General features: G+C 70.3%; 10 protein-coding genes. 3 read left to right on the forward strand and 7 right to left on the reverse strand.

Annotated elements, in window-relative coordinates; genetic code table 11:
* Nucleotides 1-125 precede the first annotated feature (125 nt).
* Nucleotides 126-3,242 carry a BTAD domain-containing putative transcriptional regulator gene (locus OC490_RS09275; protein WP_262057356.1) on the reverse strand — a complete coding sequence of 1,039 codons (3,117 nt, stop codon included), beginning with the start codon at nt 3,240-3,242 and terminating at the stop codon, nt 126-128.
* 137 nt (nt 3,243-3,379) lie between these two features.
* Here OC490_RS09275 and OC490_RS09280 point away from each other — a divergent pair, with 137 nt between their 5' ends.
* The 3 genes from OC490_RS09280 (at nt 3,380) to OC490_RS09290 (ending at nt 5,512) form a co-directional block, all read left to right on the forward strand.
* Complete coding sequence (locus OC490_RS09280; RefSeq protein ID WP_262057357.1) at nt 3,380-3,676, forward strand: Dabb family protein; 297 nt, start codon at nt 3,380-3,382, stop codon at nt 3,674-3,676.
* A gap of 109 nt (nt 3,677-3,785) precedes the next feature.
* Nucleotides 3,786-4,580 (forward strand): SDR family NAD(P)-dependent oxidoreductase, encoded by a 795-nt coding sequence (locus tag OC490_RS09285; RefSeq protein WP_262057358.1) that lies wholly within the window; start codon nt 3,786-3,788, stop codon nt 4,578-4,580.
* 134 nt (nt 4,581-4,714) lie between these two features.
* Nucleotides 4,715-5,512 (forward strand): tyrosine-protein phosphatase, encoded by a 798-nt coding sequence (locus OC490_RS09290; RefSeq protein ID WP_262057359.1) that lies wholly within the window; start codon nt 4,715-4,717, stop codon nt 5,510-5,512.
* 18 nt (nt 5,513-5,530) lie between these two features.
* Here the strand turns inward: OC490_RS09290 and OC490_RS09295 are convergent, their stop codons facing one another.
* From OC490_RS09295 to hpnH, 6 genes are read right to left on the reverse strand one after another with little or no spacing between them, the layout of a single operon-like run.
* Nucleotides 5,531-5,656 carry a DUF6126 family protein gene (locus OC490_RS09295; protein WP_262057360.1) on the reverse strand — a complete coding sequence of 42 codons (126 nt, stop codon included), beginning with the start codon at nt 5,654-5,656 and terminating at the stop codon, nt 5,531-5,533.
* Complete coding sequence (locus OC490_RS09300) at nt 5,653-6,285, reverse strand: helix-turn-helix domain-containing protein (RefSeq protein ID WP_262057361.1); 633 nt, start codon at nt 6,283-6,285, stop codon at nt 5,653-5,655. The genes OC490_RS09295 and OC490_RS09300 overlap by 4 nt, the downstream gene beginning before the upstream one ends.
* Nucleotides 6,286-6,345: 60 nt before the next feature.
* Nucleotides 6,346-7,731 (reverse strand): aspartate aminotransferase family protein, encoded by a 1,386-nt coding sequence (locus OC490_RS09305; RefSeq protein WP_262057362.1) that lies wholly within the window; start codon nt 7,729-7,731, stop codon nt 6,346-6,348.
* Nucleotides 7,728-9,635, reverse strand: a complete 1,908-nt coding sequence (gene dxs, locus OC490_RS09310) for a 1-deoxy-D-xylulose-5-phosphate synthase (RefSeq protein ID WP_262057363.1) — start codon at nt 9,633-9,635, stop codon at nt 7,728-7,730. Before dxs ends, OC490_RS09305 begins: the two co-directional genes overlap by 4 nt.
* Nucleotides 9,636-9,661: 26 nt before the next feature.
* Nucleotides 9,662-10,819 (reverse strand): flavodoxin-dependent (E)-4-hydroxy-3-methylbut-2-enyl-diphosphate synthase, encoded by a 1,158-nt coding sequence (ispG, locus tag OC490_RS09315; protein ID WP_262057364.1) that lies wholly within the window; start codon nt 10,817-10,819, stop codon nt 9,662-9,664.
* 4 nt (nt 10,820-10,823) lie between these two features.
* The gene (hpnH, locus tag OC490_RS09320; RefSeq protein WP_043671446.1) at nt 10,824-11,846 is read right to left on the reverse strand and encodes an adenosyl-hopene transferase HpnH; all 1,023 of its coding nucleotides are present in this window, start codon (nt 11,844-11,846) and stop codon (nt 10,824-10,826) included.
* Nucleotides 11,847-11,848 lie beyond the last annotated feature (2 nt).

Raw genomic sequence — 11,848 nt, forward strand, 5'->3', positions numbered from 1 at the left:
CCACCCGGAAAGCAGGCGGAAACGGCTCCCCGACGCGACCGGATGCCGTCCGATGGCTGCTACGGCGCACACTCCGAAGAGGTTCACGGCGTGCGCGTGCCTGCGTGACGAAAGTTCGAAGGCGGTCAGCAGAAGGCGGCGAGCACCGAGGGGCCACCGGCGAGCCAGGAGCAGACCTGGTCCGGGCCGCCCTGCCCGCCCGCCCTGGACCGGCGGTGGGCGTCGAGCCGGTCCAGCAGTACGCCCACCGCGTGCCGGGCCAGCGGCTCCAGCAGTCCGCCCTGGGTACGGCGGGCCCGGTCGGTCCACGTCCGCGCGTCGGCGGCGGGGCCCGGCGGACCGAACGTCGCCAGGACCGCGAGTCCTACGGCGGAGACCGCCCTGCGGTCGGCCGGTGCCGCCGGACAGTGCCAGACCCCGTCGAAGAGCCTCGCCGCGTCCGCGAAACGGCCGTCCTGGAAGGCCAGCACTCCGCGCAGGTTGGCCACGGCCGCCTGGAGGTCGTCCGCACCGAGTTCGTCCGCGAGCCTGCTCACGTCCACGAGCCGCCCCTCGGCGGTGGCGAACTCCCCCTCTGCGATGTCCAGGCAGGCCAGTCTGAGCACGGTGTACGCCCAGCGGGTACGCGCCCCGACGGCCCGCAGGATGCGGGCCGCCTCGGTCCACTGCTCGCGGGCGCGGGCACGGAGGCCGTCGCTCTCGTCCGCGTCGCCGCAGAGGGTGAGGGAGAAGACCCGGGCGAAGTCGTCCTCGGCCGCACGTGAGGCCGCCACGGCGAGCAGACCGTGCCGACGGGCCCCCTCGACGTCCCCCCGCTGCAGGCAGTAGGTCGACCAGTGCGTCTGCAGGACCGCCCGGTCCCAGTGGAATTCCGTGTGCGCCACGGCGGTCTCCGCCACGGCGAATCGTTCCTCCACGTCGTCGCGCCCGTCGAGCATCGCGTGCAGCGCGTCGTAGCAGAGGCCCAGGATCACGAGGTCGGGGCTCTTCGCGTGCTGCCAGACCGCCATGTGCCGTTCCCCATAGGAACCGGCTTCCGTATGGTGCCCGGCGACATGGTTGAGCCAGGTGAGCCAGGCGATGGTGTGGAAGAGCGCCCACTCGTCCTCCTCGGTGGGCTCCGAGGTCCGCCGGCCGGCCGCGGCGTCGTAGGCGAGCAGGGTGCGGTGGAGGCGGTCGATGCCCTCCTCCTCCCGGCCGCTGATGAACCAGAAGTAGCCCAGTCGCGCTTCCAGCAGCAGCGCCTCGGCCTCCCTGGACCTGGCCGTCATCAGGTCCGACGCCGCCCGGATGTTGGCGGACTCCTCGGTGAGCCGGCGGGCCCACTCCTTCTGGGCGCGGGACGAGAGGCCCGCGCTGCCGTCGCGGACGAAGTGGGCGGCCCAGGCCATGAGCCGTTCCTCGGCGTCCGGTGCCCGGCCTTCCTCGCGGAGCCGGGCGAGCGCGTACTCGCGGACCGTCTCCAGCATCCGCAGCCGGGTCCCGTCGGGGGTGGAGAACGGGACGACGAGGGACTTGTCGACCAACTGCGCCAGTACGTTCAGCAGTTGGGCACCGTCGGCCCCGTGCAGCGCGGCGGCGGATTCCACCATGTCGAGGGAGCAGCCGCCGACGTAGAGGGCCAGTTCCGTGAACAGGCGCTGCTCGCCGGCGTCGAGCAGGGCGTAGCTCCAGTCGAGGACGGCGCGCAGGGTACGGTGTCTGGCCGGTGCGGTGCGGTCCCCCTTGGTCAGCAGGGCGAAGCGGTTGTCGAGGCGGGCCTCGATCTGCCGGACGGACAGCAACCGGACGTGCGCGGCGGCGAGTTCGACCGCCAGCGGCAGCCCGTCGAGCCTGCGGCACAGGGAGCGGATGTCGCGCAGCGCCGCCTCGTCCGGTGCGAAGGACGGGTCGATCATGGCGGCGCGGGCACCGAACAGGTCCGCGGCCTCCTCGTCCGCCATCGGCGCCAGCGGGTACAGCACCTCGGCCGGGACCTCCAGCGGTGCCCTGCTGGTGGCCAGCACGGTCAGCGCGGGGCACCGGCCCAGCAGCGTCGCCACGAGCGGGGCGACGGCGTCGAGGAGGTGCTCGCAGTTGTCGAGCACGAGGACCGCCTGACGGACCGTCAGGAACGAGGTGATCCGGTGCACGTAGTCGTGCGGCGGCTGGTCCGGCCGGACGGACGCGTCGGAGAGCCCGAGCGCGGCGGCGACCGTGGCGAGCGCGTTCGCGTCGTCGGCGGGGGCCAGGTCGACCCACCAGACGTTGCCCCGGGAGGGCTGCAGGAGCGCGCACGCCTCCAGCGCCAGCCGCGTCTTGCCGACACCGCCCGGTCCCAGTACGGTCACCAGCCGCTCGCGGTCGACGACCTCCCGCAGCGCGCCGAGCTCCTTGTGCCTGCCGACGAACGGGCCGAGCGGCCGGACCGGACCGCCTTCGCCGACCGCCGGCCTCACATCCGTACGCAGGGAGGACAGCGAGGACGGGCAGCCGGACGCGGCGGCCGGTCCTTGGAGAGCCGGGTCCTGGCGGATCATCGCGGTGTGCAGGGCGCTCAGCTCCGACTGGGGAACGGCACCGAGCTCGGACCTGAACAACAGGCGGCCCGTCTCGTAGATCTCCAGGGCCTCCGCGGTCCGCCCGCAGCGGTGCAGCGCGAGCATCAGGCGGGCCCGGGACCGCTCGCGCAGCGGTGCGAGGGAGACCAGGGCCGTCAGCTCGGGGACCAGCTCCCGCGCCCGGCCGAGTGCGAGACCGGCGGTCGCCACGTCCTCCAGAGCGCCCAGCCGCAGCTCCTCAAGACGGGTCCGCTCGGCTTCGAAGACCCGCCCCTCCAGACCGTCCAGGGCGCGGCCCCGCCACATCGCCAGCGCCGACCGCATCTCGCCCTCGGCCTTCTCCCACTCCTCCGCCGCCAGATGCTCACGCCCCGCCCGGACCGCCGCCTCGAACGCGGTTACGTCGATCTCGTCGTCCGGTCCCAGGACGATCCGGTAACCGCCGTGTCCGAACAGCAGGCGGGTGCCCTCACCGCCGGCCGTGAGCGCGGACCGCAGCTTGGCCATCTGGACCTGGAGCGCGTTGACCGGGTCCTTGGCCCCGCGCTCCTCCCACAGCTCCTCGATGAGGGTGTCGCGCCGTACGACGGCCCCGTGGGCGAGCAGCAGCCGCCCCACGATCGCCCGGGAGACGGCGCCGGGAAGGGCGATCGCGCCGTTGCCGTTCACCAACTCCGGGCGGCCGAGCAGTCGAAAGAGCATGGCCGTCATTCTGCCGTCGGCGGCCGACGGCGCCGAAAGGGCTTGTCGGCGCGTCGCTCCGGGAGGTGAACCGAGTCGCCGGACGCCGCGTAGACGTCCACGTCCACCGCAACGCGACGCCGACGGCAGGAGCGGAAATGATCCGGAACCTCGTCTTCTTCAAGCTGAACGACGGTCTCACCCGCGAATCCCCGGAGGTCGCGGAGGGCTTCGAGCTCGTGCGGAACCTGGAGCGCGAGATCCCCGAGATCCGGCAGTGGGAGGTGGGATGGCACGTGTTCGACGAGACACCCGTCTCCTACGACTTCGCCCTGAACAGCCTCTTCGACGACACCGCCGCCTTCCAGCGGTACTTCAACCACCCCGCGCACCTGGCCGCCATCGCCCACTGGATGGACCACGCGACCTGGGTGGTCGTCGACATGCATGTCTGAGGGGCCGGGCAGGAGCCGAAGTGGCGGGCCGGTCACCCTGCCGCCAGGCTGACGGCAGACGGACCGGCACGCCCAGGACGGACACACGCGACAAAGGGACTGGTTCCACATGCAGATCGACCTGACGGGACGCACCGCGCTGGTGACGGGTTCGACGCAGGGCATCGGCGCGGCGATCGCAGCCGGACTCGCGCGCTCGGGCGCCCGGGTCGGGGTGAACGGCCGGAACGAACAGCGGGTCGCGGAGGGCGTGGCACGGCTGGCGGCGGAGGTGCCCGGTGGCGCCTTCGTGCCCGTGGCCGCCGACGTGACGAACGAGGAGGGCGCCGCGCGTGTCCTGGAGGCGCTGCCGGAGGTGGACGTCCTCGTCAACAACCTCGGCATCTTCGGCGCCGCCGACCCGCTGGAGATCAGCGACGAGGAGTGGCGCCGCTATTTCGAGGTGAACGTGCTGGCCGCCGTACGACTGACCCGTATGTACCTGCCGGGCATGACGGGACGCGGCTGGGGCCGGATCCAGAACATCGCCAGCGACTCGGCGATCGTCATCCCGGCCGAGATGATCCACTACGGCATGTCCAAGACCGCGCTCCTGGCCGTCGGCCGCGGCTTCGCGAAGCAGGCGGCGGGCACGGGGGTGACGGTCAACTCGGTCATCGCGGGCCCCACGCACACGGGCGGTGTCGAGGACTTCGTCTACGAACTCGTCGACCGCGAACTGCCCTGGGACGAGGCGCAGCGCGAGTTCATGCGGAAGCACCGGCCGCAGTCCCTGCTGCAACGGCTGATCGAGCCAGAGGAGATCGCCAACATGGTCGTCTACCTCAGCTCCGACCAGGCCTCGGCCACGACGGGCGGCGCACTGCGGGTCGACGGGGGCTACGTCGACTCGATCCTGCCCTGACGACCTGATCCCGCCCCTCGGAAGAGACCCAGGTCAGGGCCTCGAAGGCATCCCGGGCAACGGCACGTATGTCGTATCGTCGACAGGGTGCCCGCCGGTGAGCCGCGTCGTCGGGCCGTGTGGGAGGAGCCCTCGTGACGCAGCAGATTCCGTCGACCGAGCCGGAGTTGTCCGGAGTGCGCAATTTCCGGGACGTGGGCGGGCTTCCGACGGCGGACGGACGGCGGGTGCGGCACGGCGTGCTGTTCCGCAGCGGCCATCTCGCGCACGCGACCGACGAGGACGCCGCGTTCCTGGACTCGCTGGGCCTGCACACGATCTTCGACTTCCGCAACGCGTCGGACCAGAAGCTGGAGGGCCCCGACGTCGAGCTGCCCGGCGTGCGCAATGTGAACCTGCCGCTGAGCGACCCGGCGGACGGCTCCGAGTTCTGGAAGATGGTCCGCGACGGCGAGATCGAGCAGCTGCGCGAGATCCTCGGCGACGGCAAGGCCGCGAACCGGATGATCGCCTCGTACCGCACGATCGTCACCCAGCGCACCGCCGAGCACTCCCGGGTGCTGCACGCGCTCGCCGAGGACAGTGTCCCCGCGCTGATGCACTGCGCGGCGGGCAAGGACCGCGCGGGCCTGTCGATAGCCGTGACGCTGCTCGCCCTGGGCGTGGAGCGCGAGGCGATCGTCGCCGACTATCTGGAGTCGAACGCCAAGCACCGCCGCTACAAGGTGCGCCGCAGCGACTCCTCCTCGGCCGGTTACTCCCCCGAGGTGATGGAACTCCTCAGCCCCCTCTTCGACGCCCGCGCCGAGTATCTGACGGCGGCCTTCGACACCGTCGAGGAGACCTGGGGCAGCGTGGACGCCTACCTGGAACAGGGGTTGGGAATCACCCCGGAGATCCGGGAGCGGCTGCGCGAGCGCCTGCTCGACTGAACTCGCGCCCGCGGCGGGCTACTTGGCGCCCACGGAGAACAACAGGTAGATGAAGGCCGCGAAGAGGTGGCCGACGGCGATGTAGATGAGAAGCCGTACCCACAGGGCACGGGGGAACCTGTCCTCGATGTTGTTGTCGCTCATGGTGTGTCTCCGGTGATCGGGCCCAGGCACAGGGTGGCCGTGGGACTCTGCAGCAGGGTGTGCACGAACAGGACCTCGACGCCGTCCTTGTCGGCGGCGGCGAGCCGGTGCGGGGTGAGCGAGTCGAAGTGCGCGCTGTCGCCCGGCGCGAGCAGGTGCGCGGTGTCGCCGAGGCGCAGCCGCAGTCGCCCGGTGAGGACGTACAGCCATTCCTCGCCGGGGTGCACCCGCACGATGTCGCCCTGGGAGCCGTACGGGATACGGACGCGCAGCGACTGCATCCCGCGGCCCGGGGCACCGGCCTGCCAGTACGTCCAGCCGCCCGCCCGGGTCGGTTCCATGTCCGCGGCGCGGACGACGGCCTCCCGGTCGGTGACCGTCTCGCCGAGCAGATCCGAGACTGTCGTACCGTAGATACGGGCGAGCGCGAGCAGCATCGGCAGCGAGGGCTGGCGCTGCCCGGTCTCCAGTCGGGAGAGATGGGCGGGCGAGAGTCCGGCCGAGCGGGCGGCGGCCTCCAGGGTGAGGGAGGCGCGGCGGCGCAGGGCGCGGAGCTGGGGTGCGACGGTGGCCGGCAGGTCGTCGGCCGGTCCGGCCGGCGGTTCCGGCTCGGTCTCGGAGGAGCTCATGCCTCTATTCAGCCGGACTTTTGCCTCTGCGGCAATTTTCTTGCCACAGAGGCAAAAAGCCTAGCGGTTGGCCACTGCCTGCTTCACGAGCGTCCGGCTGAAGTCCCACATCAACCCGCCACCGCTGTGCGCGTCGTCCATCACGGCCGTGAAGGCCTCGACGAACCGGTCCACCTCGCGCTCGCCGATGATCAGCGGCGGGATCAGCTTGATGACCTCCAGGTGGTCGCCGGAGACCTGGGTGAGGATGCGGTGCCGCTGGAGCAGCGGTACGACCACCATCTGCGCGAACAGGCCCTTGCGCGCGGCCTGCAGCATGGTCCAACGGCTGCGCAGCTTCAGCGACTTGGGCTTCCCGAACTCGATGCCGATCATCAGGCCCCGGCCGCGTACGTCGGCGAGCAGTTCGTACTTGTCGACCAGCGCGGCCAGCCGGGTCCTCAACTGATCCCCGGTGGCACGGGCGTTGGCGACGATCTGCTCGTTCTCCATCACCGAGAGCACCGCGAGTCCGGCCGCCATGGCCTGGGCGTTGGACCCGAAGCTCGCCGAGTGGACCAGCACCCGGTCCATGGACGAGTAGACCTTCTTGAAGATCCAGTCCTTGCCGAGGGTGGCACCGACCGGCACATAGCCGCCGGACAGCGCCTTGGCCACACACACCAAGTCCGGCTCTACGCCGTCCTCGTGCTGGTATGCGTAGAAGTCGCCGGTGCGGCCGAGACCGGTCTGCACCTCGTCGGCGATGAGCAACGCCTTGTGCCGGCGCAGGAGTTCCTGCGCGGCGCGCAGATAGCCGGGCGGGGCCTCGTGGACGCCCTTGCCCTGGATCGGTTCGACGACGAGGGCGGCGACGTCGCCCTTCTTCAACTCCCGTGCCAGGGCGTCGAGATCGCCGAGCGGTACGGCGGTGTCCGGCAGCAGCGGGGCGAAGCCGTCCCGGAAGCCGTCCTCGCCGTTGACCGAGAGCGAGCCGGCGGTCAGGCCGTGGAAGGCGTGGTCGCAGTACAGGACGCGCGGCTTCCCGGTGGCGTAGCGGGCGAACTTGAGCGCGGTCTCGACCGCCTCCGTACCGCTGTTGCCGAAGAACACCCGGTCCAGGTGCGGGCTGTGGGTGAGCAGCTTCTCGGCGAGCAGGCCGGGCAGCGGCTGGCAGTCGAAGCGGGTGAGGTCGGCGAGCTGGGCGTCGAGGACGTCGTGCAGCGCCTTGCGGACGACGGGGTGGTGGCGGCCCAGGCCCATCACCCCGAACCCGGCGAGCATGTCCAGGTAGTCGTTGCCGTCCGCGTCCCAGAAGTAGGCGCCCTCGCCCCGCTCGTAGACCTTGTCGAAGCCGATGGTGTGCAGCATGCGCGGGAGCTGGTGGTTGAGGTACTTGGTGTGCAGCTCGTAGCGCTCGGCTCCGCGCTCGGCCAAGAGCGCGGTGAGGTCGAACTCCTTGGTCATTCGGGTTTCTCCTTGGCTGCGTGGCCGGTCGTGTCCTTGACCGCCAGGCTTGCGCTGATCCGTCCGGCGACCTCGACGGGTGTGAGGCCGATGTCGGCGAGCACTTCGCCGCGTTTGGCGTGCGCGAGGAACTGCTCCGGGATGCCGAACCGCCGTACGGGGACGTCGACTTCGGCATCACCGAGGGCCAGCGCCACGGCGGCGCCGACGCCGGAGGCCCGGCTGTTGTCCTCGACGACGGCGACGAGGCGGTGCTCGGCGGCGAGGCCGGGCAGCGCCGGGTCGACGGGTTTGACCCAACGGGGGTCCACCACCGTGCAGTTGATGCCACGGGCTTCGAGGAGTTCGGCGGCCTGGAGGCAGACGGGCGCCATCACTCCTACGGCGACGAGCAGCACCTCGGGGGTCCCAGCACCTCGGTGCAGGACGTCGAGGCCGCCCACGCGGTCGATCGCGGGGATCTCCGGGCCGACCGACTCCTTCGGGAAGCGGACGAGGGTCGGCGCGTCGTCGACGGCGACGGCTTCCCTTAGCTGGGCGCGGAGTTGGTCGGCGTCGCGCGGGGCGGCGATCCTCAGGCCGGGCACGACCTGGAGGATGGACATGTCCCACATGCCGTTGTGCGACGCTCCGTCGACTCCGGTCACCCCGGCGCGGTCCAGGACGAACGTCACCCCGCAGCGGTGCAGCGCCACGTCCATCAGGAGCTGGTCGAAGGCGCGGTTGAGGAAGGTGGCGTAGACGGCGACGACGGGATGCAGTCCGCCGGTCGCGAGGCCCGCCGCCGACACGGCCGCGTGCTGTTCGGCGATGCCGACGTCCCAGACCCGGTCGGGGAACCTCGCGGCGAACTTGCCGAGGCCGACCGGGTGCAGCATCGCCGCCGTGATCGCCACGACGTCCTCCCGCTCCTCCCCGATGCGCAGGATCTCGTCGCCGAACACGCTGGTCCAGGAAGGGCCGTTGGAGGGCACGAGGGGCTCGCAGGTGAGCGGGTCCATCACGCCGACGGTGTGGAAGTGGTCCTCCTCGTGGGCGAGGGCGGGTTCGTAGCCGCGCCCCTTCTCCGTGAGGCAGTGGACCAGGACCGGGCCGTGGAAGCGTTTCGCGCGGCGCAGCGCGGACTCGACGGCGCCGATGTCGTGTCCGTCGATCGGGCCGACGTACTTGAGGCCCAGGTCCTCGAACATGCCCTGCGGGGCGAACGCGTCCTTGAAGCCCTTCTTCGCGCCGTGCAGCGACTCGTAGACGGTGTTGCCGACGACCGGGGTGCGCAGCAGGACGTCCTTGCCCCAGGCGAGGACCTTCTCGTAACTGTCGGTCGTGCGCAGGGTCGCCAGGTGGTTGGCGAGCCCGCCGATGGTGGGCGAGTACGACCGTTCGTTGTCGTTGACCACGATGATCAACGGGCGGTCCTTGGCGGCGGCGATGTTGTTCAGCGCCTCCCAGGCCATGCCGCCGGTGAGCGCGCCGTCGCCGATGACCGCGACGACATGACCCTTCTCACCCTGTACCTGGCGGGCCTTGGCGAGGCCGTCGGCCCAGCCGAGCGCGGTCGAGGCGTGGCTGTTCTCGACGATGTCGTGCTCGGACTCCTCGCGCGAGGGGTAGCCGGACAGGCCGCCCTTTCCGCGCAGCTTCGAGAAATCCTGACGGCCCGTCAGAAGCTTGTGCACATAGCTCTGGTGGCCGGTGTCCCAGACGATGCGGTCGACCGGTGACTCGAAGACCCGATGGAGCGCGATGGTCAGTTCCACCACGCCCAGGTTGGGCCCGAGATGGCCGCCGGTCCTGGCCACCGCGTGCACCAGGAACTCCCTTATCTCTTCGGACAGTTCGCCGAGTTCCGCCTCGGACAGCGCCTTCAGGTCGCGTGGTTGACGGATGCTCTCCAGAATCGTCACGTCGGGCCCCCTTCGGTCCGTGCTGTTCAGCTCACGGTGACGGCCGGCTCCCCCGCCGCGACGCCGTCCTGCTCCATCTGCTCGGCGATCTTCATGGCCTCCTCGATGAGGGTCTCCACGATCTTCGACTCGGGCACGGTCTTGATCACCTCGCCCTTCACGAAGATCTGGCCCTTGCCGTTGCCGGAGGCGACGCCGAGGTCCGCCTCCCGCGCCTCGCCGGGTCCGTTGACGACGCAGCCCATGACCGCGACGCGCAACGGCACCTCCATGCCCTCGAGCCCGGCCGTGACCTCGTCGGCGAGCTTGTAGACGTCCACCTGGGCGCGCCCGCAGGACGGGCACGACACGATCTCCAGCCGGCGGGGCTTGAGGTTCAGCGACTCCAGGATCTGGAGACCGACCTTGACCTCCTCCACCGGCGGGGCGGACAGCGACACCCGGATCGTGTCGCCGATGCCCTCGCTGAGCAGCGCCCCGAAGGCGACCGCCGACTTGATCGTGCCCTGGAAGGCGGGCCCGGCCTCTGTGACCCCGAGGTGCAGCGGATAGTCGCTCTGCGCGGCCAGCAGCCGGTAGGCGTTGACCATCACCACGGGGTCGTTGTGCTTCACCGAGATCTTGATGTCGCTGAAGCCGTGCTCCTCGAAGAGCGACGCCTCCCACAGGGCCGACTCGACGAGCGCCTCGGGCGTCGCCTTGCCGTACTTCTGGAGCAACCGGCGGTCCAGGGAACCGGCATTGACCCCGATGCGGATCGGCGTGCCGTGGTCCTTGGCGGCCCGCGCGATCTCCTTGACCTTGTCGTCGAACTGCTTGATGTTGCCGGGATTCACGCGAACTGCCGCGCACCCGGCCTCGATTGCGGCGAACACGTACTTGGGCTGGAAGTGGATGTCCGCGATCACCGGGATCTGCGACTTGCGGGCGATGGTGGCCAACGCGTCCGCGTCGTCCTGCGTGGGGCAGGCGACGCGGACGATCTGGCAGCCGGACGCGGTGAGTTCGGCGATCTGCTGGAGCGTGGCGCCGATGTCCGACGTACGGGTCGTGGTCATCGACTGGACCGAGACGGGGGCCCCGCCCCCGACCGCCACCGGCCCGACCTGGATGCGTCGCGACACACGTCGCTCGGCGATCGGCCGGACCGGCATCTCGGGGACGCCCAGGGCTACGGCGGTCATGACGTCAGTCGCGGTTTCCGGCGACGGTCTCGCGCATGGCCCGCAGCGACTCCTTGAGGGAGCCCATGGTGGCGAGGACGGCGGTGGGCTCGTAGCCGCAGTGCGCCATGCAGTTGGCGCAGCGCGGGTCCTTGCCGCGGCCGTACTTGTCCCAGTCGGTCTCCTCGATCAGCTCCCGGTACGTCGGGACGTACCCGTCGCTCATCAGGTAGCAGGGGCGCTGCCAGCCGAAGAGCGAGTAGTTCGGGATCGCCCAGGCCGTGCACGGGAAGTCGACCTTGCCCTCCAGGAAGTCCAGGAAAAGCGGGGAGTGGTTGAGCCGCCACTTGCGCCGGTTGCCGCCCGCGAAGGCCTTCTTGAAGAGCTCGTGGGTCTGCGCGACGCCCAGGAAGTGCTCCTGGTCGGGCGCCTTCTCGTAGGCGTAGGCGGGCGAGATCATCATCTCGTCGACCTTGATGTCGTCGTTGAGGAAGTTCAGGACCTCGATGATGGTCTGCGGGGTGTCCGTGTTGAAGAAGGTCGAGTTGGTGGTGACCCGGAAGCCGCGCTTCTTGGCCTCCTTCATCGCCTCCACCGCCTCGTCGAACACCCCCTCCTTCGCCACGGACTCGTCGTGCCGCTCGCGCAGCCCGTCGATGTGCACCGCGAAGGCGAAGTACGGGGAGGGCGTGAACTTGTCGAGTTTCTTGCGCAGCAGCATGGCGTTGGTGCAGAGGAAGACGTACTTCTTCTTCGCCACCAACTGCCGCACGATCTCGTCGATCTGAGGGTGCATCAGGGGCTCGCCGCCCGCGATGGACACCATCGGCGCACCGGATTCGAGCACCGCCCCGACGGCCTGCGCCACCGGCATGCGCTGCTTGAGCACGCCCGCCGGGTGCTGGATCTTGCCGCAGCCCTCGCACTTCAGGTTGCACGCGAAGAGCGGTTCCAGCTCCACGATCAGGGGGAACTTGTCCCGCTTGCGGAGCTTCTGTTCAGCCAAGTATGTAGCGACCTTGATTGTCTGGCGCAGCGGCATGGCCATCT

It is taken from the genome of Streptomyces sp. STR69, from assembly GCF_024519455.1.
GTDB lineage: Bacteria > Actinomycetota > Actinomycetes > Streptomycetales > Streptomycetaceae > Streptomyces.